A 22,173-nucleotide genomic window follows, 5' to 3' on the forward strand; every position below is an offset into this window, starting at 1 on the left:
GCGACCGGATCGCCGTCCGCGGCTAGAACAGCGGCCACGGCACGGCGGGCATGCTGCCGCGCGGTGCCGGGAAGCGGCCGGAGGAGCGGAGCCGGTCGCAGCGCTTGGCGAAGGTCGCGATCTCCTCGTCCAGCAGCAGCTCGGACAGCGCCGCGCCGAGCGGCCCGTCGATCGCCGAGCGCAGTCGCTGCAGCGCGGACAGCTCGTCCTCGGTCAGCGGCTCGCCGATCCAGCCCCAGAGCACCGTCCGCAGCTTGTGCTCCACGTGGAAGGTCAGCCCGTGGTCGACGCCGTAGCGGTGGCCGCCCGGCATCTCGAGCACGTGGCCGCCCTTGCGGTCCGCGTTGTTGACCACGACGTCGAAGACGGCCATCCGCCGCAGCGCCGCCGAGTCCTCGTGCACGAGCGAGATGTCGCGGTCCTCGGCGTCGCTGCCGTCGAGGACGTGCCGCCAGCCCTCGGGCACCGCGTCCGCGGGCACCAGGTCGACGGCGTCCTGCTCCGGATCGATGTCCTGCCAGAGCTGCACCATGCCGACGCCCAGCGGTCCCTCGCGGAGCCAGGTGCGCGGCACGACGTTCCAGCCCAGCGCCTCCGAGGCGAGGTAGGCCGAGACCTCGCGGCCCGCGAGCTGCCCGTCCGGGAAGTCCCAGAGCGGCTTCTCCCCGGCCACCGGCTTGTAGACGACGGAGGTACCGCCGATGCTGCCGAGGAACGTCGCGTTCGAGGCGACCGTGATCCGGCCGGTCAGCTCCAGCTCGCCGCCCTGCAGCTCGGAGTCGGCGGGCAGCTCGATGCCGGGCTGCCCGGCGCCGGGCAGCTCGTGCTCGGCGGCCGGCTCGGACGCGTCGGTCATGTGAGCGGGCAGTCGTGCCCGTCGGGGTCCATCGGCTCGCCGCAGCGCGGGCAGAGCGGACGGCCGGCGCCGACGATCTCGAGCGTGCGCTTGGCGAAGGCGCGGGCGGTGCCGACGGGGATCCGCACCTGCAGCATCTCGTCGGGCAGCGTGGGGGAGTCGTCGATGCTGAGGTCGTCCTCGTCGTCGCCCTCGACCACCGGGTACGCCTCGATGACGACCTGCGCCGTCGACGGGTCCCAGCCGAGGCTGAGGCTGCCGACGCGGAACTCGGCCGCGACCGGCTGGTCGAGCGGCTCGTTGTCGACGAGCTCGGGAGGAGTGCCGGGCGGCACGCTCGCCGGGTTGCCCTCGGCGGACATCAGCTGGTCGAGGATCTCGTCGATCTTCTCCGCGAGCAGCGCCGACTGCTGCTTCTCCAGCCCGACGCTGACGACGCGCGGCCCGGTCCGGGCCTGCAGGTAGAAGGAGCGGGAGCCGGGGGAGCCGATCGTCCCCACGACGACGCGGTCCGGCCAGTCGAATCCGTGCACGATGGGCATGCCCTCAGTCTACGAGCGCCCGCCTGACCCACCCCTGCACGCGGAGGAGGCGCCCTTGCGGGCCCGCCCCTCCGCGCGGATCGAGCAGCCCGCGCAGCGGGCACTTCATGCTGATCGAGTAGCCCACGCAGTGGGCGTATCGAGATCCACGTCCGCCGGCGTTCGGTCTCGATACGCCGCTCCGCGCCTACTCGACCAGCGTGTGCCTACCGCGGTCACCTGCATGCTGATCGAGGAGCCCGCGCAGCGGGCGTTTCGAGATCCACCCCGCACAACATCAGCTGAGACTGGTGTCCCTCCCCCCACAGCCGACGCCCACACCTCTCAGCTGATGTTCTGCGCCGCTACTCGTGCCCCGCCCCGCCCCCGACCGGCGCCTCGGCCTCGGCCGGCGCCGGCGCCCGCAGCCAGCCCAGGTCGCCGGCCTCCGTGTTCATCGCGATCACGTCCGGCCGCCCGGTGCTGTAGCGGATGATCGACACCGACGCCGGCCCGACCGACAGCCGCTGGAAGAGGTCGAGGTGCATGCCGAGCGCGTCGGCCAGCACCGCCTTGATGATGTCGCCGTGGCTGACCGCCGCCCACACCGCGTTCGCCCCGTGCTCCGCCGCCACCGCCGCGTCGTGCCGCCGGATCGCGGCGACCGAGCGCGCCTGCATCCCGGCCAGACCCTCACCCCCGGGGAACACCGCCGCCGACGGCTGGTTCTGCACGACCGACCACATCGGCTCCTTGGCGAGGTCCCGGAGCGAGCGCCCCTGCCACTCGCCGTAGTCGCACTCGGTGATCCCCTTCTCGATCGGCGTCGCCGGCGAGCCGTCCTGGCGCTCGAGCAGGTACCGCGCCGTCTGCCGGCAGCGCTCGAGCGGACTCGACACGACCGCGGCGAGCGGGACCGCGGCCAGCCGCTCCCCGGTGCGCGCGGCCTGCGTGCGCCCGACGTCGTCGAGGCGGACCCCGGCGGTGCGTCCGGCGAGGATCCCGGCGGTGTTGGCCGTGGTGCGCCCGTGACGGACGAGAAGGAGCGTGGGCATGCGGCTCAGCCTAGACACGCCCCCTCCGCGCCTCCTCAGGAGCCCGACCCACCTCCGGCTCGCGATTCCACCTCCGGCTCGCCGACTCCGCCGATTCCCGCGAGCCGAGCGCGTTCCGACGAGCCGAAGGCCCCCGCGAACCACCTCCGGCTCGTGATCCCGTCTCCGGCTCGCAGATTCGGCTCAGCCCCGCGAGCCGGAGTCGAATCGACGAGCCGGAGGTGCCGAGCCCTGACCTACGGCTCGCGGTTCCACCCCCGGCTCGCGGAACCCGCCGGTTCGAGCGAGCCGAGCGCGGTTCGACGAGCCCGACCCACCGGAGTCACCTCCGGCTCGCGATCACCGCTTCGGCTCGCCGAATCCGTCGATTTCAGCGAGCCCGGCGGGTACCCGCGAGCCGAAGGTCCTCCGCCCGGCTGCCGGCCCACTCCTCCCGGCGACTGATGCCGCGCAACCCGACCCTCGCTACCGTTGAGGGGCGGCCGCCCACCGCGGCCCCGTCAACACAGGCACCGAAGGGACTCCCATGGACGGGACGAACGGCACGACGCCCACCGGCACCCCGCAGTACGCGACCGGCACCCCGCAGCACGCGACCGACTCCCCGCAGGACGGCGTCGATCAGCACGACACCACCGCGGCCGTCGCGAGCCCGAGCACCGCGACCACCGCCACCCCCGCCCCCGCCTGGGCGGCCCCCGACGCCACCGGCCGCCAGGACGAGATCGCCCTCCGCATCCGGGGCCTCCGCAAGCGCTTCGGCGACAAGGAGGCCGTCGCCGGCATCGATCTCGATGTGCCGGCCGGCTCCTTCTTCGGCCTCGTCGGCCCCAACGGCGCAGGCAAGACGACCACCCTCTCGATGGCGACCGCCCTGCTCCGCCCCGACGCGGGCACCGTCACCATCCACGACGTCGACGTCTGGCAGGACACCCTCGAGGCCAAGCGGCTGATCGGCGTGCTCGCCGACGGCGTCAAGCTCTTCGACCGCCTCACCGGCCTGCAGCTGATCACCTACTACGGCCTGCTCTGCGGCATCGACCGCCCGACCGTCCTCGAGCGCGCCGACGACCTGCTCGCCCTGCTCGGCCTCGACCCCGCCGACCGCACCCTCGTCGTCGACTACTCCGCCGGCATGACCAAGAAGATCGCGCTCGCCTGCGCCCTCGTCCGCGCCCCACGGCTGCTGGTGCTCGACGAGCCCTTCGAGTCCGTCGACCCGGTCTCCGCCGCGAACATCCGCGACATCCTCACCGGCTACGTCGCCTCCGGCGGCACCGTCATCGTCTCCAGCCACTCGATGGACCTCGTCGAGCGGATGTGCGACCGTGTCGCCGTCATCGCCGACGGCCGCGTCCTCGCCGCCGGAACACTCGAGGAGGTCCGCGCCGGATCCAGCCTCGAGGAGCGCTTCGTCGACCTCGTGGGCGGCCGCACCCACCAGGAGGGCCCGGCATGGTTGCGCATCTCCTGAGGCTGCGCCTGCTGCTGCTGCGCAACACGCTCACCCGCAACGTCTGGCAGCTGATCGGCGTGATCTTCGGCGGGCTCTACGCGGTCGGCGTGCTCGGCGTCGTGGTCGTCGGGCTGATCGCGCTCGGCGCCTCCGACCCGGCGTTCGCGAACGTCGCCCTGGTCCTCGGCGGCTCCGCGCTGCTGCTGGGCTGGGTCCTCGGTCCGATCTTCGTCTCCGGCTCGGACCAGAGCCTGGACCTGCCGACCCTGGCGACCTTCCCGATCCCGCTCCGGACGCTGATGCTCGGCCTCGCCGCCGCGGGCCTCGCGGGCTTCCCCGGGATCGTCACCTCGCTGGCCGCGCTCGCCTCCGCGGCGGCCTGGTGGAGCAACCCCGTCGGCATCCTGCCCGGCCTCGTCTCGGCGGTCATCGGCGTCGCCACCTGCGTGGTCGCCTCGCGCCTCATCGGCGCTCTGACCACCGGCCTCGGCTCGAGCCGCCGCTACCGCGAGGTGATCGGCGGCGTCGTCCTGGTCGTCGTGATCCTGCTCGGACCACTGTTCATCGGACTGACCACCGTGATCAGCGACGGCCTCGACACGCTCCCCGTCGTCGCGTCCGCCCTCGGCTGGTCGCCGCTCGGCGCGATCTGGGGCGTCCCCGGCGCGATCGTCGCGGGGGAGTGGGCGGTCGCCCTCGGCCGCTTCGCGATCGGCGTCGCGACGCTCGCCGCCGTGGTCTGGCTCTGGGCCCGGGCGCTGCGGCACGCGCTGGCCGAGCCCGCCGCGTCCTCCTCGCAGGCCGCCTCGGGCGCGCAGGGCATCGGACTGCTCGGCCGCTTCCCCGGCACCCCGACCGGCGCGATCGCCGCACGGGCCCTGGGCTACTGGTGGCGCGACCCGCGCTACAGCCGCGGACTGCTGGTGATCCCCGCGGTCGTCGTGCTGGCCGTCTTCTACAGCGCGCTGCAGGGCGGCGGCTCGATGCTGGTCGTCCTCTCCTCCCTCTTCATCGCGCTGATCTTCGGCGTGACCCTCTGCGCCGACGTCTCCTACGACGGCACCGCGTGGGCCGCGCACGTCAGCTCCGGAGTCGCCGGCTCGGCCGACCGCGCCGGCCGCGTCATCGCCGCCGGCCTCATCGGCGTGCCGGCCGTGCTGATCGTCACCGTCGGCACCTGCCTCTACGCCGGGCGGGCGGAGTCGATCCCCGCGGTCCTCGGGATGTCGCTCGCGCTGGTGCTCAGCGGCTTCGGCGTCTCGAGCGTCGCGTCCGCGCTGGTCGTCTACCCCGTGCCGGCCCCCGGCGACAGCCCGCTGAAGACGCCGCCCGGCTCCGGGATGATCTCGAGCGTCGTGATGCTCGGCAGCATGGGTGCGACCGCCCTGCTCTCGCTGCCCTCGCTCATCCTCGGCACGATCTCGCTGGTCGGCGGCAGCCTCGGCTTCGGCCTCGGCGCGCTCGCCGCCGCCGTGGTCGTCGGCGCCGTGCTCGCCCTCGTCGGCGTCCGCGTCGGCGGCCGCATCCTCGACCGCCGCGCCCCGGAGCTCCTGTCCGCCCTGGTGACTATCGGCTGACGCCCGCGCCCGGCCACCCCTCTCTCCACTCTCCAAAAGTTGCGGTAGTCACGCCCCACTACCGCAACTTCTGGAGAGTCGCGCGGTCTCCGCGCTCCGGCCCGGGCGGGGACGCGTCGACTACGCGAAAGTTGCGGTAGCCGCCGTCGACTACTGCAACTTCTGGAGGGTCGCGCAGCCGCGCGGGCACGGACCACCCCTCTCACCTCTCCCGCCCTCCAGGAGTTGTCGTACTCGCGCGCCCTGTACGACGAATTCCGAGCACCCGCCGACCTCCCGTGGCCCGCGCGCTGTGATTCGGTCGAGTACGCGAAAGTTGCGGTACTCGCCGCCGACTACCGCAACTTCCGGAGGGTTGCGCGTCTGCGGGCACGGACGGACGGCCGCGGCCCTCCCGCCCTCCAGAAGTTGTCGTACTCGCGCGCCCAGTACGACGACTTCTGCGTACTCGCCGACCTCCCGAGGCCCGCGCGCTGCGAGTCGGTCGAGTACGCGAAAGTTGCGGTACTCGGTGCCGACTACCGCAACTCCTGGAGGGTCGCGCGGCCGCGCGGGCACGGACCGGGCGAGCGGTCGGGAGCGACCCGGCCGGCGCGGCAGGATGGGGGCATGCGCAGTCTCGAAGTCCTCCTCGACCCGGAGTCGGAGGTCCGGATCCGCGGCCAGTGGGAGGCGCTCGAGGCGGCCGGCATCCCGAGCCTCGCGCTGCACACGTCCGCCAGCAACCGCCCGCACCTCACCCTCCTCGCCGGCCCCGAGCTGACCCCGCCGCCGCCGGGTGCACTCGGCGAGCTCCCGGCGACCGTCGAGCTCGGCGCCGTGCTGCTCTTCCCGCACTCCGGCCGCTTCGTGCTCGCCTGGGGAGCCGTCCGCGCGCCCGCCCTCGACGCCCTGCACGCCCGCGCGACCGAGCTGATGCCCGGCGCCGTGCCCACCTCGTTGCCCGAGTCGTGGACCCCGCACATCAGCGTCTCCCGCCGCCTCCGCGCCGAGCAGCTCGGCCAGGCCGTCCCCCTCCTCGGCGAGCCCTTCACCGTCGGCCTCGCGAGCATCCGCTTCTGGGACGGCGACACCAAGACGATCACCGACCTCTGACCCCGCCGGCCTCTCGCCCCGCCTGCCGGCTTCTCATCCGCCCGCTTCCGTCGACCTCCGGCTCGCGATTCCACCTCCGGCTCGTCGAATCGACCGGTTCCTGCGTGCCGGAGGTGCTTCCGCGTGCCGAAGCCGCTTCGCGCTCATCTCCGGCTCGCGATTCCACCTCCGGCTCGTGGAATCGGCGGGACCCCGCGGACCGGAAGTGTTTCCGCGTGCCCGGGGCGCCTCGCGCTGGTGTTCGGCTCGTGATCCCGGCTCCGGCTCGCAGAATCGACCCGTTCCTGCGTGCCGGAGGTATTTCCGCGAGCCGGGGGTGCTTCCGTCAGCGTCCGGCTCGCGGTCCCGGGTCCGGCTCGCAGAATCGACCGGATCCCGCGTGCCGGAGAGGCTTCCGCGTGCCAGGGGCGCTTCGCGCTCACCTCCGGCTCGTTGTCCCGGCTCCGGCTCGTGGAATCTGCGGGTTCCCGCGTGCCGAAGGCATTCCCGCGTGCCGGGGTCGCCTCTCGTCGACCTCCGGCTCGTCGAATCGACCGGTTCCTGCGTGCCGAAGGTGCTTCCGCGTGCCGAAGCCGCTTCGCGCTCACCTCCGGCTCGCGATTCCACCTCCGGCTCGCGGAATCGACCCGTTCCCGGGTGCCCGAGGTCGTTCCGCGAGCCGGAGGCACCCCGGCGCCCGCCACTCGCCCGCGCCCGCCCCTCCTCCCCACCCCCGCACCTGCTGCGACCCTCCCCAGAACGCCGCTCGCCCGGGGCCGCGTCGGAGGCGCCGGGTAGAGTTCCACGGGTGACTGAGCCGACCGCGACCGCCCTCTCGACCGCCGAGCGCCCCACCGCGGACGCCCCGGCCGGCTCCTCCGCCGAGGCTCAGGAGATCCTCGAGCGGGTCTTCGGCTACGGCTCGTTCCGCGGGGAGCAGCAGGCCATCGTCGAGCAGGTCATCGGCGGCGGCGACGCGGTCGTGCTGATGCCCACGGGCGGCGGCAAGTCGCTCTGCTACCAGATCCCCTCGATCGTCCGGCCCGGCACCGGCGTCGTCGTCTCGCCGCTGATCGCCCTGATGCAGGACCAGGTCGACGCCCTGCGCGCGAACGGCGTCCGCGCCGAGTTCCTCAACTCCACCCAGGACATGGGCGAGCGCCAGCGCGTCGAGCGCGCCTACCTCGACGGCGAGCTCGACCTCCTCTACGTCGCCCCCGAGCGCCTCGGCAACGAGGGCACCAAGCAGTTCCTCGCCCGCGGTCGCATCGCCCTGTTCGCCATCGACGAGGCGCACTGCGTGAGCCAGTGGGGCCACGACTTCCGCCCCGACTACCTCGCCCTCGGCGAGCTGGCCGAGCGGTGGCCCGACGTCCCGCGCATCGCCCTCACGGCGACCGCCACCGAGGCGACCCACCGCGAGATCACCACCCGCCTGCACCTCGGCGCGGCCCGCCACTTCATCTCCAGCTTCGACCGCCCCAACATCCAGTACCGCATCGTCAACAAGGTCGAGCCGCGCAAGCAGCTGATCGACTTCCTCAAGCGCGAGCACGCCGACGACGCGGGCATCGTCTACGCGCTCTCCCGCAAGAGCGTGGAGGCGACGGCCGAGGCCCTGCGCGCGGCCGGCTTCGACGCGGTCGCCTACCACGCCGGACTCGACGCCCGGGTCCGGGCCGCCGCGCAGTCGCGCTTCCTCCGCGAGGAGGGCGTCATCGTCTGCGCCACCATCGCGTTCGGCATGGGCATCGACAAGCCGGACGTCCGCTTCGTGGCGCACATCGACCTGCCGAAGTCGGTCGAGGGCTACTACCAGGAGACGGGTCGCGCCGGCCGTGACGGCCTGCCCTCCACCGCCTGGCTCGCCTACGGCCTGCAGGACGTCGTCCAGCAGCGCCGGATGATCGACGAGTCCCCGGGCGACCTTGCGCACCGGCGGCGGATGTCCGCGCACCTCGACGCGATGCTCGCCCTCTCCGAGACGGTGCAGTGCCGCCGGGTGAACCTCCTCGCCTACTTCGGCCAGGAGAGCACCCCCTGCGGCAACTGCGACACCTGCCTCGAGCCGCCCGCCTCGTGGGACGGCACGGTCGCCGCGCAGAAGTTCCTCTCGACGGTGGTCCGGCTCAAGCGCGAGCGCAACCAGCAGTTCGGCGCCGGCCACATCATCGACATCCTGCGCGGCAAGACAACTCCGCGCACGACCCAGCACAAGCACGACTCGATCGCGACCTGGGGGATCGGCGCCGACCTCAGCGACACCCAGTGGCGCGGAGTCGCCCGCCAGCTCCTCGCGCAGAGCCTGCTCGGCGTGAACGACGACGGCTTCGGCACGCTCGTGCTCACTCCCGAGTCGGCCTCGGTCCTGAGCGGCGAGCGCAAGGTGGAGCTGCGGCAGGAGCCCGAGCGCCCCGCGCGCTCGAGCGGCTCGTCGCGCTCCGGCCGCTCCACCGTCTCCGACCTCTCGGCCGAGGCGCAGCCCCTGTTCGAGCGGCTCCGGGAGTGGCGCGTCGCCCAGGCTCGCGCGCAGTCGGTCCCGGCCTACGTCGTCTTCAACGACGCGACCCTCCGCGAGATCGCCACGGTCGAGCCGACCACGATCGACGCCCTCAGCGTCATCGGCGGCGTCGGCCAGAAGAAGCTGATCACCTACGGCGCGGCGGTGCTCGCCGTCGTCGCGGGCGAGACGCCCGAGATCGCCGAGCCCGACGCGAACCAGGAGCCGGCCCCGGCGCGCCGCCAGCCCGCGGCCCGGACGACGGCTTCCCGCTCGTCCGGCGCCCGCCCGTCCTTCGGCGGCGAGCGCTCCGGCCCGCCCGTCTCCTCCGCCCCGCCGGAGGACGACTGGGTCCCGCCGGAGGAGCCCGACGAGGACCCCGGCTGGGACACCTACTGAGCCCGCCGCGGCGCTCAGCCCGAGGCGACCGTGATCTCCTGAACGGCTGACCCGCGTCGCCGACCCCGCGTCGACGCCGACTCCGCGGTCCCTCCCCGCGGCGACGCCTGATCGGCGGTCGGGCCGAGCTGCGCCGCTCAGCTCCCGGCGCCGGTCGACACCATCCAGCCGCCGAGCACGGTGCAGCCGAACGACAGCGCGAGCCCCGCGATCGGCACCCAGAACGCGATCCGCCGCACCACCAGCAGCACGATGGAGACGGCGATCGCCGCGAGGAACGGGACCCACACTCCGCCCGCGGCGACGAGCACACCCCAGCCGATCAGGCCGGTGTCGCAGTCGTTCCCGCCCATGCAGGAGTCGCTCGCCATCGCGAAGAACAGGCCGAAGTAGGACAGCAGCAGCGTCGCCCCGAGCGCGCACAGGATCAGCACCATCGTCAGCACGAGGTCCCACACCCGCACCGGGCGCCGCGACCCGTGGAGGGTCGGGGCGGTACCCGCCCGCGCCGACTCCAGCGCCTGCACCGACTCCACCGAGGTGGGCGGCCGCCAGTCCGGCCGGCTCTCCCGTCGAGGCGGCGGGGGCGGAGGCAGCTGCGGCTCGCTCATGCCCCGAGCCTAGCCACGCCGCTCCCGCCACCCCAGGGCCCTCGCATGCTGGTCGAGTAGTCCCGCAGGGACGTATCGAGACCCACCCTCGTCGAGACGGCCGGTCTTCGGACCCGCTGTCCGGTGTCGCCGGATCTACTTGGAAGAGACGCCCGCAGACATGCTGGTCGAGTAGCCCCGCAGGGGCGTATCGAGACCCGCCACCGCATGCACGTCGGCCTCTTCCCCGCCCTGCGCTGGCGCCGAAGGCTCCCCCTCCGCTCGATACGCCCGCTCCGCGGGCTACTCGATCAGCATGTCTCGGCGCACATGTCTGCTTTCATGCCGGTCGAGTACCCCCGCAGGGGCGTATCGAGACCCACCCGCCTGGGCACGACGCGTCCGCAGACCCGAGCCCCACCACCGGCGCATCCGCGCCCCGCCCCGCTGGCCGGTTCCGACAACCCGCCCCCGCCCGCTCCCGCCGCCCTTTGTGGCCGCGCGACGGAACGTTTCCGCGATCCGCCGACCCGACCTACCGTGCAGGAGCACCGCCTCCCGACGCACTGCAGCGACGGGATCGACCGCTCGATCCTCCGCTCCGGCCGATCGCGAGCGGTCCGAGCCGAAGACGGTCGAAGGGATCCTCCTCATGAGCACCACAGCGCCCCGCCCCCACTCCGCCGCCGACGCCGCCGACCGCGCCGGATCGCGCTCCCGGGTCCGCCGCTCCCGCTCCGGCCCGATCACCCCGCCGCCGCCCGTCGACGTCCTCGGCAGCGAGGTCGACGCCCGGCTCGACGAGGACGGCGCCCCCGGCGTCGACGTCGCGGCCCTCGGCGAGCTGCTCCTCGGCGAGTGGCGCGAGCAGCGCCTCGCGACCCGCGCCCTCACCTCTCGCCCCGAGCTGCACCGGACCGACGGCCTCCCGATGGCCGAGCACCGAGCCCGGGTCACGCAGCAGATGAGCATCCTCGCGGCGGAGGGCGGCGTGCACCGCGCTTTCCCGGTCGCGCTCGGCGGCGACGCCGATCACGGCGGCAACATCGCCGGCTTCGAGGAGCTGGTCACCGCCGACCCGTCGCTGCAGATCAAGTCGGGCGTGCAGTGGGGGCTCTTCGGCGCGGCCGTCCTGCACCTCGGCACGCAGCCGCATCACGAGAAGTGGCTGCCCGGCATCATGAGCCTCGAGATCCCCGGCGCGTTCGCGATGACCGAGACCGGGCACGGCTCCGACGTCGCCTCGATCGCGACCTCGGCGACCTTCGACGAGGAGGCCGGCGACTTCGTCCTGACCACCCCGTTCCGCGCCGCCTGGAAGGACTACCTCGGCAACGCCGCCGTCGACGGCCGGGCCGCCGTCGTCTTCGCGCAGCTCGTCACCCGCGGGGTGAATCACGGCGTGCACGCGTTCTACGTGCCGATCCGCGACGACGAGGGTGCCTTCCTCCCCGGCGTCGGCGGTGAGGACGACGGCCTGAAGGGCGGGCTGAACGGCATCGACAACGGCCGCCTGCACTTCGACCACGTCCGCGTGCCGCGCGAGAACCTGCTCAACCGCTACGGCGACGTCGCGGCCGACGGCAGCTACTCCTCGCCGATCGCGAGCCCGGGCCGCCGCTTCTTCACCATGCTCGGCACGCTCGTCCAGGGCCGCGTCTCGCTCGACGGCGCCTCCGTCGCGGCGTCGAAGATCGCGCTGACCATCGCGATCACCTACGGCGACCAGCGCCGCCAGTTCACCGGCGGCGGCGACCGCGAGGAGGTGCTGCTCGACTACCAGCGGCAACAGCGCCGGCTGCTTCCGCGCCTGGCCACGACCTACGCGGCGGGCTTCGCGCACGACAGGCTGCTGCGCGCCTTCGACGACGTCTTCTCCGGCAAGAACGACACCGACGAGTCGCGGCAGGACCTCGAGACGCTCGCCGCGGGTCTCAAGGCGCTGTCCACCTGGCACGCCCTGGACACCCTGCAGGAGGCGCGCGAGGCCTGCGGCGGCGCCGGCTTCCTCGCCGAGAACCGGCTCACCCAGCTCCGCGCCGACCTCGACGTCTACGCCACGTTCGAGGGCGACAACACCGTCCTGCTGCAGCTCGTCGCCAAGCGCCTGCTGACCGACGTCGGCCGCCGGTTCAAGAACGCGCAGCCGGGGGAGCTGGCCCGCTACGCGGTCGGCCAGGTCGCCGGAGCGACGGTCAACAACTCCGGGCTGCGGCGGCTCGCGCAGGTCGTCGCCGACCGCGGCTCGACCGCCCGCTCCGTCGGCCAGCTCCGCGACGAGCAGCGCGAGCTGCTCACGGACCGCGTCGAGAGCATGGTCTCGGGAGTCGCGTCCCGCCTGCGCTCGGCGTCGAAGCTTCCCGCCGACGAGGCCGCCCGCCTCTTCAACGCGCACCAGAGCGAGCTGATCGAGGCCGCTCGTGCGCACGCCGAGCTGCTGCAGTGGGAGGCGTTCACCGAGGCGCTCGCCACCATCGAGGACGACGGGACGCGCACGGTGCTGACCTGGCTCCGCGACCTGTTCGGCCTCGAGCTGATCGAGAAGCACCTCGCCTGGTACCTGCTGCACGGCCGGCTCTCGTCGCAGCGGGCGCTCGCGGTGACCTCCTACATCGACCGCCTGCTCGCGCGCCTGCGCCCGCACGCCGGCGACCTGGTCGCGGCGTTCGGCTACCGCCCCGAGCACATCCGCGCCTCGATCGCGAGCGGCGCCGAGGCGACCCGCCAGGAGGAGGCGCACGCCTGGTACGAGGCCGCCCGCGCCGCCGGCACCCTCCCCACCCCCGAGAAGTCCCCCCAGCGCTGACCCCCCTCCGCGAGATGCCACTTGTGCACGCGACACGCCGTGAGAAGCGTGCACAAGTGGCATCTCGCGACCGGAGTCAGCGCTCCAGGAAGGCCAGGGCGGCGTCGCGCTCGGCACGGAGCTCGAGCACGGACTCGTCGATCTTGGCGCGCGAGTGGGCGTCGATCTCCAGGCCCGGGATGATCCGCCACTCGCCGTCGACGGAGCGGACGGGGAACGAGGAGATCAGGCCCTCCTCCACGCCGTAGGAGCCGTCGGACTCGACCGCCGCGGAGGTCCACTCGGTGCCGGTGACCCAGTCGTGCACGTGGTCGATCGCGGCGGATGCGGCCGAGGCGGCGGAGGAGGCGCCGCGCACCTCGATGATCTCGGCCCCGCGCTTGGCGACCCGCGGCTCGAACTCCTCGTGCAGCCAGGCGGCGTCGACGAGGTCGGCGACGGGCCGGCCGTCGACGACCGCGTGGCTGACGTCCGGATACTGCGAGGCGGAGTGATTGCCCCAGATCGTGACGCCGGAGATCGCGTCGACCGGAGCATCGAGCTTCGCGGCGAGCTGCGCGACCGCGCGGTTGTGGTCGAGGCGGGTCATCGCGGTGAAGCGCCCGGCCGGGATGTCCGGAGCGCTCGCGCGGGCGATCCAGGCGTTGGTGTTGGCCGGGTTGCCGACCACGAGCACACGGATGTCGTCGGCGGCGTGCTCGTTCAGCGCGGCGCCCTGCGGACCGAAGATGCCGGCGTTCGCCGCGAGGAGGTCGGCGCGCTCCATGCCTGCCGAGCGCGGGCGGGCGCCGACGAGCAGGGCGACGCTCGCGCCGTCGAACGCGGCGGCCGGGTCGTCGGTGACCTCGATGCCGCGCAGCAGCCCGAACGCGCCGTCCTGCAGCTCGAGCGCGGTGCCGGCCGCGGAGCGCAGGCCGGCGGGGATCTCGAGGAGGCTCAGCCGGACCGGGACGTCGGGCCCGAGGAGCTGCCCGGAGGCGATGCGGAACAGGAGCGCGTAGCCGATCGCGCCTCCCGCTCCCGTGACGGCGACGGTGACGGGGGTGCGCTGCATGCTCATGCGGCCGACGCTAGTCCGGCCGCCTGCGCGCCGCATCGGAAGCGGGGTCCCGAGACGCGCTGCGCGTTGCTCGACCCGCGCAAGGAGCGGCTGTCGCCGCGCTCTCCTCTCGTGCCCGCGCATGCTGTCGCTCTCCCTCGCCGCCGCGCTCCTACGCATGCTGTCGCTCTCCCTCGCCGCCGCGCTCCCGTGCATGCTGGTCGAGTAGCCGCGGCACGCGGCGTATCGAGACCTCACCCCTTCGATCCTTGACCGTTAGACCTCTAACCATTAGAGTTCTGAGCATGCAGGAACCCCGCGACCGCCCCACCTCCGGACTCGAGCTCGTCCGCTGGCTGGCGTGGGCGCAGCGCAAGGCCGGCGAGGACTGGATCCGCGCCCGCGAGCTCAGTCACGAGCAGGCCTTCGTCCTCGGCTACCTCGCGCAGACGCCCGGCGTCATCCAGCGCGAGATCGCCGAGGTCAGCCGGACGAGTCCCGCGAGCGTCACGAGCCTCCTGCAGGGGCTCGAGCGACGCGGCCTCGTCGAGCGGCGCACCGAGGGTGGCGACGACCGCCGCAAGCGCGTCTACGCGACTCCCGCGGGCGCCGAGCTCATCGCCGGGTTCGAGGACGCCATGCTCGCGGCCGACGAGACCCTCCTCGCACCCCTCGACCCCGGGGAGCGCGCCACCCTCCAGGCGCTCCTGACCAAGATCACCGCGGTCCTCCCGCCCCCCACCCGCTAGGCGTCCGGGCGCTCCGCCCCCGCCTCCCGTTCCGCCCTTCCTCGCGCGCCGCTCCCTCGCGCGCCTCCTCGCCGCGCCCTCCGCGGTGCCCCGACCGCGCCCTCCTCGGCGCGCCCTCCCTCCTCGCGCCGTGCCGGCGACCCTCGGCGCGCGCTCGACCCTGCCCGGAAGAAGCCCACCCATGTCCAGCACCGACACCCCCACCGACACCACGCCCACCGACACCACGCCCACCACCACCACCCCCACCCCGCGCCCCGCCGCCCCCGGCTCCGACCGCTGGTACCTCTCCTCCGCCCCGATCGTCCGCGCGCTCGTGCACCTCTGCGTGCCGATGGCCGCCGCGATGATCGTCTCCGCCGTTTACAGCGTCATCAACGCCGGCGTCGTCGGCTCGCTGCACGATGCGACCCTGCTCGCCGCGATCACCCTCGGCTCTCCGCTGCTCGGGCTGGTGATGGCCGTCGGCGGAGTCTTCGGCGTCGGCGGCAGCGCCCTCATCTCGCGCCTGCTCGGCGCCTCCGAGCGCGACCCCGCGCAGGCCGGCGAGATCAAGCACGTCGCCTCCTTCGCGCTCTGGGGCTCGATCCTCACCGGCGCCGTCCTCGGCGGCCTCGGCCTGCTCCTGCTCGGCCCGCTGGTCGCGCTCCTCGGCGCCGACCCGACCACGGCGGCCGCGACCGGCGCCTTCACCGCGGTCACCCTCGCCTTCGTGCCCGTGCTCGCCGCCTCCTTCTGCCTCGAGCAGCTGGTGCGGGCGGAGGGCGCGGCCCGCCAGGTCATGATCGGCCTGCTCCTCTCGACCGTCGCGAACCTCGTCCTCGACGTCCTCTTCATCTTGGTGCTGCACCTCGGAGTCGCCGGGGCGGCGCTCGCCGTGGGCCTCGCCAACCTGCTCGTCGTCGGCTACTTCGCCCTCTGGCTCCAGCGCCGGAGCGAGTACATCGACCTCTCGCCGCGCTGGTTCACCCTGCGCGCGAGCGTGCTGAAGCCCGTCTTCGGCGTCGGCGCCGGCGAGCTGCTGCAGTCGGGCTTCCTGATCGTGACCGCGCTCGTGCTCAACAACCTCGCCGCGGCCTACGGCGACGGACCGCTCGCGGCCATGGGTGTCGCGGTCCGCATCGCCCAGGTCCCCGAGTTCCTGGTGATGGGCATCACCCTCGGCGTGCTGCCGCTGCTCGCCTACTCCTACGGCAAGGGCGACCGCGAGCGCCTGCGCGCGGCGGTCCGCGGGGCCGCCGTCGCGGTCGGGACGATCACCGTGCTCGCGGCCGCCGCTCTCTGGCTGCTGCACGAGCCGGTGCTCGCGGTCTTCGCCGACGACCCCGCCGTGCTGACCCTCGGCGCCGTGGTGCTCGCGGCGCAGCTCGTGGCGATGATCGCGAACGGCTTCGCGGGGCTGCTCACCTCGCTGTTCCAGGCCACCGGCCGCGCGCTCGCCGCGACCACCATGTCTCTCACCCAGGGCGTCCTCTTCGTCCCGGTCGTGCTGCTCGGGAACCTCTGGTTCGGTCTCGGCGGCATCATCTGGGCGCTGACCGCCACCGAGGTGCTCGTCCTCGTCGCCGGGGCCGCGCTCTGGCTCGCCTCCCGCGCTGCGATCGACCGCGGTCTCGCCGAGGGCGACGCCGATCGCGCCGAGGCGGTGCTCGAGCGGGCCTGACGCCGACCCGGATGCGCAACCCCCCCCGCGCATCCGGGGCCGGGCCGGGCGCAATCGCGGCCCCCGACCCTGATCGTCAGTAGTGTGCGGCCCATGCGCACTCTGTACCCCGAGATCGAGCCCTTCCACACCGGAATGCTCGACGTCGGCGACGGCCACGAGATCTACTGGGAGGCCTCGGGCAATCCCGAGGGCAAGCCCGTCGTCTTCCTGCACGGCGGACCGGGCGCCGGCGCCTCGGCCACCCACCGCCGCCTCTTCGACCCGGAGAAGTACCGGATCGTGCTCCTCGACCAGCGGATGTGCGGCCGCTCCACCCCGCACGCGAGCGAGCCGGACGCCGACCTCTCCACGAACACCACCTGGTACCTCGTCTCCGATCTCGAGAAGCTCCGCGAGCACCTCGACATCGAGCGCTGGCAGGTCTTCGGCGGCTCCTGGGGTTCCACGCTGGCCCTCGCCTACGCCGAGTCGCACCCCGAGCGGGTCACCGAGATCGTCCTCCGCGGGATCTTCACCCTGCGCCGGGCCGAGCTCGAGTGGTTCTACGAGGGCGGCGCCGCCGCGGTCTACCCGGACCTCTGGGAGGGCTACACCTCGGTGATCCCGGCGGGCACGAGCGGCAGTCTGATCGAGGCCTACTACCGGCTGCTGCACGACGCCGATCCGGCCGTGCACGGTCCGGCCGGCGTCGCCTGGACCACCTGGGAGTCCTCCACCATCACGCTCCTGCAGAAGCCGGAGATGATCGAGGCCTGGTCCGACCCCGCCTTCGCCCTGGCCTTCGCGCGGATCGAGAACCACTACTTCGTGCACAAGGGCTGGCTGGAGGAGGGGCAGCTGATCCGCGACGTCGGCGTGCTCCGCGGCATCCCGGCCGTCATCGTCCAGGGCCGCTACGACATGTGCACGCCCGCGTTCACCGCGTGGGACCTGCACAGGGCCTGGCCCGAGGCGGACTTCCATCTGATCCCCGACGCCGGCCACGCGTTCGACGAGCCGGGCATCCTCGACGCCCTGATCGAGGCGACCGACCGCTTCGCCTCCTGAGCCGATCGGCCGCTCCGTCCCGCCCGGCCGGCGGGGCGGACTAGCCTGGGCGGATGCGCGCGGACGACGACAAGGGGATGGACGGCTGGCCCACGGGCCGCCTCCTCGCCACGGCGTCCCGGATGGTCGAGCACGCCTGGCACGGCGCGCTCGCCGAGATCGGTCTGACCCACGCGGGCCTGGTCGTGCTGCACCTGCTGCAGGCCGGGCCGGCCGCGCAGAAGGAGCTCGCCGCCTCCGCGCACGTCGAGGTGCAGACCATGTCGCGCACGATCGAGCGCCTCGAGCGCGAGGGGCACGTCTCCCGCGTGAGCGACTCCACCGACCGCCGCCGGCAGCTGGTGTCGCTGACCGACAAGGGCCGCGAGGCCTGGCAGCGCGCGCACCGGCTCGAGGTCGACATGCTGCCCGGGACCCTCGATCACGGTCCGCTGCGCGAGGCGCTGCTCGACATCATCCGCGACGCGAGCGAGTCCCGCTGGGGCTGATCCGCCCGAGCCGCCCGGGCCGTCCGCAACCCCGGGCGGCGTGTCCTCGGTCGGCGCTAGTTTGACCGCATGACCTTCAACGACGACTCCCAGCTCAGCGGTGGCAAGGTCCGCCGGCGCGGCCGCACCACCGGCATCGCGGTCGGCGGAGGCGCCGTGGGCGTCGTCGTCCTCGCTCTGCTCTCGCAGCTGCTCGGGGTCGACCTGTCCGGGCTCGGCGGTCTCGTCGGCGGCGGCGGCGGCGGGACCTCGCCGGACCAGGTGACCAGCGAGGCAGTCGACTGCGATACCGGCGCGGAAGCCAACGCCGAGGTCGACTGCCGGCTCGAGGGCGCGGCGGAGTCGCTCGACCGCTACTGGGCCGGTGCGGCGGGCTCCGTCGGGGCGACCTACACGACGACCGGCGGAGTGATCGTCTTCGAGGACCAGACCAGCACCGGCTGCGGCAACGCGACCGCCGCGGTGGGCCCGTTCTACTGCCCGCCGGACCAGACGATCTACCTCGACACCGACTTCTTCGACGAGCTGCGCACCCGCTTCGACACCTCGGGCGGCTCGCTCGCGCAGATGTACATCCTGGCCCACGAGTGGGGCCACCACATCCAGAGCCTGACCGGCGCGATGGAGTCCGCCGACCGCAGCGGCACCGGCCCGGACTCCGACTCCGTGCGCCTCGAGCTGCAGGCCGACTGCTACGCCGGCGCCTGGGTCGGCGACGCCTCGACCGTGCCCGACGAGACCGGGACGCCCTATCTGAAGCCCGTGACGCAGGAGCAGTACCGCGACGCCCTGAGCGCCGCCGCGGCCGTCGGCGACGACCGCATCCAGGAGCAGGCGACCGGCACCGTCGACCCCGAGGGCTGGACCCACGGCTCCGCCGAGCAGCGCCAGCGCTGGTTCCAGGCCGGCTTCGACGCCGACGCCACCGCCTGCGACACCTTCGCCGTCGCGGGCTCCGCCCTCTGACCGAGCGCGGAGCTGCCTTCAGCATGCTGGTCGAGCAGCCGCGCCGCGGCCCCCGCATGCTGGTCGAGTAGCCGCGCCGCGGCCCCTACATGCTGGTCGAGTAGCCGCGCGGCGCCCCCTGCATGCTGGTCGAGTAGCCCCGCAGGGGCGTATCGAGACCCACCACCGCACGGACGTCGGCCTCTTCCCCGCCCTGCGCTGGCGCCGAAGGCGCCCCCTCCGCTCGATACGGCCGCTCCGCGCCCTACTCGATCAGCATTGACTGCCTGCTGGTCGAGCAGCCGCGCAGCGGCGTATCCAGACCCGCCCCCCTCAGCTCACCGAGTCGCTCGGCTCCTCCATGTACCACTCCGTGAAGGAGCACGCCCGCCCGTCCTCCGCGAAGCGGATGACCCACAGATTGAGGTACGTGCGGTCCGACGGGTAGATGGTCCGCGCCTCCACCACCGCCGTGGTCTCCGTCAGCGCGACGAGCCCCCACGCGAACGTCGGGTCGTCCGGTTCGCTCTCTGCGACCCACCACTCCACGATCGCGTCGCGCGGCGTGATCGCCTCCGCGTACGGCGACGTGAAGTACTCCGCGCCCTCTGTGAAGAGCGCCGCCACATCCGCGGGGTCGTCCGTCGCCCAGGCCTTCTCGTAGCCGGCGATCCAGCTCTCGATCTCGATCATGCGCCCATCCTCGTCCCGCGCGTGGCAGCCCGGTAGAGCGATCGGGAAGGTTTCCGAGCATCGGTCGGTTCGGCTCAGAGGCCCGGCGATGCAAAGCTGAGCAATACGACCCGCCCTGCAGGACGCCGGACCACCGGCGCCCCGCTCTTGCACGCCGCCGACACGAAGGACCGCAGTGCCCGACTCCGACAGACGCTCGCTCACCCGCTCGCCCAGCCCCCGCCTGATCACCGCCGTCCTCGCCTTCGCGGGGATGAGCGCCTCGTTCATGCAGACGCTGGTCGTCCCGATCCAGTCGGAGCTGCCCACCCTGCTCGGCGCCGATCGGAGCGAGACCGCCTGGGTGATCACCGCGACCCTGCTCAGCGCGTGCATCCTCACTCCGGTCTCCGGTCGCCTCGGCGACCTCTACGGCAAGCGCCGGATGGCCCTCGCCGCCCTCGTCGTCCTCGTGATCGGCTCGATCGTCTGCGCCTTCGCGGACGACGACTGGACGCTCGTGGTCGGCCGCGCCCTCCAGGGTGCCGTGATGGGCGTCATCCCGCTCGGCATCTCGATCCTCCGCGACACCCTGCACCGCGACCGCCTGCCCGGCGCGATCGCCCTCGTCAGCGCCACGCTCGGCATCGGCGGCGCGCTCGGCCTGCCGCTCAGCGCCCTGGTCGCCGAGAACCTCGACTGGCACGTGCTGTTCTGGATGTCCGCCGGACTCGGCGTGCTCGACATCGTCCTCGTGCTCCTCGTCATCCCCGTCTCGACCCTGCGCTCGCCCGGCCGCTTCGACGTCGTCGGCACGATCGGCCTCGCGATCGGCCTCAGCGGCATCCTGATCGCCGTCTCGCGCGGCAACGACGCGGGCTGGACGAGCCCCGGCATCCTCGGCTCCGGACTCGGCGGCGTCGCGGTCCTGCTGATCTGGGGCTGGTACGAGCTGCGCCAGGAGAGCCCGCTGGTCGACCTCCGGGTCGCCGCCCGCCCCGCGGTGCTGTTCACCAACCTCGCCTCGGTGGCCGTCGGCTTCGCCTTCTTCGGCGCGCAGATCACCCTGCCGCAGCGCCTCGAGCTGCCCGCGGCGTCCGGCGTCGGCTTCGGCCTCAGCCTGATCGTGGCGAGCCTGGTCCTGGCGCCCTCGGGCCTGGCGATGATGGCGACCTCGCCGCTCGCCGCCCGGCTCTCGGCGCAGTCCGGGCCGCGCCTGGTGCTGGTCTCGGGAGCGGCGCTGATCGCGGTGTCCTACCTGCTGATCCTCCCGTTCGGCGCGGAGGTCTGGCAGATCCTCGTGATCAACGCGCTGATCGGCGTCGGGCTCGGCCTCGCCTACGCCGCGATGCCGACCCTGATCATGCACGCGGTGCCGGCCTCCGAGACCGCGGCGGCGAACGGCCTGAACTCGCTGATGCGCACCCTCGGCACGACGCTGTCGTCCGCGGTGACCGCGGCCGTGCTGGCGCAGCTGACCGTCTCGGTCGGCGCCGTCGACCTGCCGAGCTCGGAGGCGTTCGAGACGACGTTCGTCATCGGCGCGATCGGCGCGGTGGTCGCCGTGGTGCTCGGGCTGCTGATCCCGAAGGTGTCCCGCCCGGAGTCGCACCCGGCGCTGCCCTGACCGCAGCGATCGGCCGAGATCACTCCTCGTCGAGGAGCAGCCGCTCGATCTGCAGCTCGCGCAGGCGCACGGTCGCCAGCTGGTTCTCGCGCGCGGCGATCGCGAGCCGGCAGAGCAGCACGGCGAGCACGAGCACGATCACGACGACCGCGATGGCCGCGACGATGTAGAGGATACCGAAGACGTTCAGAGCGGAGAACATCCTCCGACGCTAGCCAGCGGACATCGAGCGGGGCGTCCCCCGCGTGACGGAGCAGCGACTCCTCGGAACCCCGATGGCGCTTCACATCCGGGCCCGAGGTGCCCGCGCGTAGGGTGGCTCCCCGTGGAACCCCGATCTCCCGACCGCGCGGCGCCCGCCGTCCCCCCGCTGAGCGACGAGGTCGCGCAGGCGCTCGACGCCGGCACGGTCGCCGAGATCCGCGCCCTCCGCGACGACTTCGCGCGGTTCATGCTGCAGTACAAGTTCGGCATGGACGAGATCGTCACGAAGGTGACGATCCTGCAGGAGGAGTTCCGCGAGATGCGGGAGTACAACCCGATCGAGCACGTGTCGAGCCGGCTGAAGTCGGCCGACAGCCTGATCGAGAAGATCGAGCGCAAGGGCTGCGACACCTCCTTCGAGGGCATCGCCGCCGCCGTCACCGACATCGCCGGCGTCCGGATCACCTGCAGCTTCGTCTCGGACGTCTACCGCGTCTTCGACATGCTCACCTCGCAGGCCGACGTCCGCGTCCTCGAGGTGAAGGACTACATCGCCACTCCGAAGGAGAACGGCTACAAGAGCCTGCACGCGATCATCGAGGTGCCGGTGTTCCTCTCCGGCGGCTCGGTCGACGTCTGCGTCGAGGTCCAGTTCCGCACCATCGCGATGGACTTCTGGGCGAGCCTCGAGCACAAGATCTACTACAAGTACGACCGCCAGGTCCCGCAGCAGCTGCTCGACGGCCTGTCCGACGCCGCGCGCACCGCCGCCGCCCTCGACGCCGACATGGAGCGCCTGCACCGTCAGGTCCGCGGCGAGCTCCCCCTCGACCCGATCCTCCGCATCCTCGACGTCTGACCCGCTGCATGCCGATCGAGCAGCCAGCTCCGATCCCATGCTG

The 22,173-nt window shown here is 73.1% G+C and carries 19 protein-coding genes; 12 read left to right on the top strand and 7 right to left on the bottom strand.

The window, feature by feature from the left end:
• Window positions 1–22: 22 nt before the first annotated feature.
• The 3 genes from EDF35_RS14475 to EDF35_RS14485 form a co-directional block, all read right to left on the bottom strand.
• On the bottom strand, window positions 23–790 hold the full coding sequence (locus EDF35_RS14475) for an SCO1664 family protein (protein WP_243840017.1): 768 nt from the start codon (window positions 788–790) through the stop codon (window positions 23–25).
• A gap of 62 nt (window positions 791–852) precedes the next feature.
• Entirely contained in the window at window positions 853–1,398 is a 546-nt protein-coding gene (locus tag EDF35_RS14480) for a DUF3090 domain-containing protein (protein ID WP_123732666.1), read from the bottom strand.
• A gap of 344 nt (window positions 1,399–1,742) precedes the next feature.
• Window positions 1,743–2,432 carry a histidine phosphatase family protein gene (locus tag EDF35_RS14485; RefSeq protein ID WP_133962858.1) on the bottom strand — a complete coding sequence of 230 codons (690 nt, stop codon included), beginning with the start codon at window positions 2,430–2,432 and terminating at the stop codon, window positions 1,743–1,745.
• 526 nt (window positions 2,433–2,958) lie between these two features.
• Here EDF35_RS14485 and EDF35_RS14490 point away from each other — a divergent pair.
• The 4 genes from EDF35_RS14490 to recQ all read left to right on the top strand — a co-directional run bounded on the left by EDF35_RS14490 (window position 2,959) and on the right by recQ (window position 9,438).
• Window positions 2,959–3,906: an ATP-binding cassette domain-containing protein gene (locus EDF35_RS14490; protein WP_133962859.1), complete on the top strand. Its 948-nt coding sequence runs from the start codon at window positions 2,959–2,961 to the stop codon at window positions 3,904–3,906.
• Window positions 3,888–5,465: a transporter gene (locus EDF35_RS14495; RefSeq protein ID WP_133962860.1), complete on the top strand. Its 1,578-nt coding sequence runs from the start codon at window positions 3,888–3,890 to the stop codon at window positions 5,463–5,465. Before EDF35_RS14490 ends, EDF35_RS14495 begins: the two co-directional genes overlap by 19 nt.
• Window positions 5,466–6,074: 609 nt before the next feature.
• Complete coding sequence (locus EDF35_RS14500) at window positions 6,075–6,560, top strand: 2'-5' RNA ligase family protein (protein ID WP_133962861.1); 486 nt, start codon at window positions 6,075–6,077, stop codon at window positions 6,558–6,560.
• A gap of 874 nt (window positions 6,561–7,434) precedes the next feature.
• Entirely contained in the window at window positions 7,435–9,438 is a 2,004-nt protein-coding gene (gene recQ, locus EDF35_RS14505; RefSeq protein ID WP_243840018.1) for a DNA helicase RecQ, read from the top strand.
• Window positions 9,439–9,575: 137 nt separating this feature from the next.
• On the opposite strand, the gene EDF35_RS14510 is transcribed toward recQ, so the two are convergent.
• Window positions 9,576–10,049: a DUF6264 family protein gene (locus EDF35_RS14510; RefSeq protein ID WP_133962862.1), complete on the bottom strand. Its 474-nt coding sequence runs from the start codon at window positions 10,047–10,049 to the stop codon at window positions 9,576–9,578.
• A 631-nt stretch (window positions 10,050–10,680) separates the two neighbouring features.
• On the opposite strand from EDF35_RS14510, the gene EDF35_RS14515 reads away from it, so the two are divergent.
• A complete protein-coding gene (locus tag EDF35_RS14515; protein WP_133962863.1) occupies window positions 10,681–12,834 on the top strand; it encodes an acyl-CoA dehydrogenase in 2,154 nt (717 codons plus the stop codon).
• 76 nt (window positions 12,835–12,910) lie between these two features.
• Here EDF35_RS14515 and EDF35_RS14520 read toward each other — a convergent pair whose 3' ends face one another.
• Complete coding sequence (locus EDF35_RS14520; protein ID WP_133963038.1) at window positions 12,911–13,888, bottom strand: malate dehydrogenase; 978 nt, start codon at window positions 13,886–13,888, stop codon at window positions 12,911–12,913.
• Window positions 13,889–14,178: 290 nt separating this feature from the next.
• Here EDF35_RS14520 and EDF35_RS14525 point away from each other — a divergent pair, with 290 nt between their 5' ends.
• The 5 genes from EDF35_RS14525 (at window position 14,179) to EDF35_RS14545 (ending at window position 18,789) form a co-directional block, all read left to right on the top strand.
• Window positions 14,179–14,622, top strand: a complete 444-nt coding sequence (locus tag EDF35_RS14525) for a MarR family transcriptional regulator (RefSeq protein ID WP_123705544.1) — start codon at window positions 14,179–14,181, stop codon at window positions 14,620–14,622.
• 181 nt (window positions 14,623–14,803) lie between these two features.
• The gene (locus tag EDF35_RS14530; RefSeq protein WP_133962864.1) at window positions 14,804–16,285 is read left to right on the top strand and encodes an MATE family efflux transporter; all 1,482 of its coding nucleotides are present in this window, start codon (window positions 14,804–14,806) and stop codon (window positions 16,283–16,285) included.
• A 93-nt stretch (window positions 16,286–16,378) separates the two neighbouring features.
• Window positions 16,379–17,335 (top strand): prolyl aminopeptidase, encoded by a 957-nt coding sequence (pip, locus tag EDF35_RS14535; protein ID WP_123732675.1) that lies wholly within the window; start codon window positions 16,379–16,381, stop codon window positions 17,333–17,335.
• A gap of 53 nt (window positions 17,336–17,388) precedes the next feature.
• Window positions 17,389–17,823 carry a MarR family transcriptional regulator gene (locus EDF35_RS14540; protein ID WP_123705541.1) on the top strand — a complete coding sequence of 145 codons (435 nt, stop codon included), beginning with the start codon at window positions 17,389–17,391 and terminating at the stop codon, window positions 17,821–17,823.
• A gap of 69 nt (window positions 17,824–17,892) precedes the next feature.
• Window positions 17,893–18,789, top strand: a complete 897-nt coding sequence (locus EDF35_RS14545; RefSeq protein WP_133962865.1) for a neutral zinc metallopeptidase — start codon at window positions 17,893–17,895, stop codon at window positions 18,787–18,789.
• A 312-nt stretch (window positions 18,790–19,101) separates the two neighbouring features.
• Here EDF35_RS14545 and EDF35_RS14550 read toward each other — a convergent pair whose 3' ends face one another.
• Window positions 19,102–19,461 (bottom strand): nuclear transport factor 2 family protein, encoded by a 360-nt coding sequence (locus EDF35_RS14550; RefSeq protein ID WP_123705539.1) that lies wholly within the window; start codon window positions 19,459–19,461, stop codon window positions 19,102–19,104.
• 175 nt (window positions 19,462–19,636) lie between these two features.
• Between EDF35_RS14550 and EDF35_RS14555 the strand changes: the two genes are divergently transcribed.
• Entirely contained in the window at window positions 19,637–21,067 is a 1,431-nt protein-coding gene (locus EDF35_RS14555) for an MFS transporter (protein WP_243839996.1), read from the top strand.
• Between the two features lie 19 nt (window positions 21,068–21,086).
• Here the strand turns inward: EDF35_RS14555 and EDF35_RS14560 are convergent, their stop codons facing one another.
• Window positions 21,087–21,269 (bottom strand): hypothetical protein, encoded by a 183-nt coding sequence (locus EDF35_RS14560; RefSeq protein ID WP_123446814.1) that lies wholly within the window; start codon window positions 21,267–21,269, stop codon window positions 21,087–21,089.
• 249 nt (window positions 21,270–21,518) lie between these two features.
• Between EDF35_RS14560 and EDF35_RS14565 the strand changes: the two genes are divergently transcribed.
• Window positions 21,519–22,130, top strand: coding sequence for a GTP pyrophosphokinase family protein (locus EDF35_RS14565; protein ID WP_123705644.1), 612 nt, complete (start codon window positions 21,519–21,521; stop codon window positions 22,128–22,130).
• Window positions 22,131–22,173: the final 43 nt, after the last annotated feature.

The sequence above is a fragment of the Rathayibacter sp. PhB151 genome, from assembly GCF_004366415.1.
Classification (GTDB): domain Bacteria; phylum Actinomycetota; class Actinomycetes; order Actinomycetales; family Microbacteriaceae; genus Rathayibacter; species Rathayibacter festucae.

What these genes read in the sequence shown, in the direction of transcription:
- EDF35_RS14480 (WP_123732666.1), bottom strand. Translation starts at nt 1,398, where the DNA reads ATGCCCATCGTGCACGGATTCGACTGGCCGGACCGCGTCGTCGTGGGG.
- EDF35_RS14485 (WP_133962858.1), bottom strand. Translation starts at nt 2,432, where the DNA reads ATGCCCACGCTCCTTCTCGTCCGTCACGGGCGCACCACGGCCAACACC.
- EDF35_RS14490 (WP_133962859.1), top strand. Translation starts at nt 2,959, where the DNA reads ATGGACGGGACGAACGGCACGACGCCCACCGGCACCCCGCAGTACGCG.
- EDF35_RS14495 (WP_133962860.1), top strand. Translation starts at nt 3,888, where the DNA reads ATGGTTGCGCATCTCCTGAGGCTGCGCCTGCTGCTGCTGCGCAACACG.
- EDF35_RS14500 (WP_133962861.1), top strand. Translation starts at nt 6,075, where the DNA reads ATGCGCAGTCTCGAAGTCCTCCTCGACCCGGAGTCGGAGGTCCGGATC.
- EDF35_RS14510 (WP_133962862.1), bottom strand. Translation starts at nt 10,049, where the DNA reads ATGAGCGAGCCGCAGCTGCCTCCGCCCCCGCCGCCTCGACGGGAGAGC.
- EDF35_RS14515 (WP_133962863.1), top strand. Translation starts at nt 10,681, where the DNA reads ATGAGCACCACAGCGCCCCGCCCCCACTCCGCCGCCGACGCCGCCGAC.
- EDF35_RS14520 (WP_133963038.1), bottom strand. Translation starts at nt 13,888, where the DNA reads ATGCAGCGCACCCCCGTCACCGTCGCCGTCACGGGAGCGGGAGGCGCG.
- EDF35_RS14525 (WP_123705544.1), top strand. Translation starts at nt 14,179, where the DNA reads ATGCAGGAACCCCGCGACCGCCCCACCTCCGGACTCGAGCTCGTCCGC.
- EDF35_RS14530 (WP_133962864.1), top strand. Translation starts at nt 14,804, where the DNA reads ATGTCCAGCACCGACACCCCCACCGACACCACGCCCACCGACACCACG.
- pip (WP_123732675.1), top strand. Translation starts at nt 16,379, where the DNA reads ATGCGCACTCTGTACCCCGAGATCGAGCCCTTCCACACCGGAATGCTC.
- EDF35_RS14540 (WP_123705541.1), top strand. Translation starts at nt 17,389, where the DNA reads ATGCGCGCGGACGACGACAAGGGGATGGACGGCTGGCCCACGGGCCGC.
- EDF35_RS14545 (WP_133962865.1), top strand. Translation starts at nt 17,893, where the DNA reads ATGACCTTCAACGACGACTCCCAGCTCAGCGGTGGCAAGGTCCGCCGG.
- EDF35_RS14550 (WP_123705539.1), bottom strand. Translation starts at nt 19,461, where the DNA reads ATGATCGAGATCGAGAGCTGGATCGCCGGCTACGAGAAGGCCTGGGCG.
- EDF35_RS14560 (WP_123446814.1), bottom strand. Translation starts at nt 21,269, where the DNA reads ATGTTCTCCGCTCTGAACGTCTTCGGTATCCTCTACATCGTCGCGGCC.
- EDF35_RS14565 (WP_123705644.1), top strand. Translation starts at nt 21,519, where the DNA reads ATGCTGCAGTACAAGTTCGGCATGGACGAGATCGTCACGAAGGTGACG.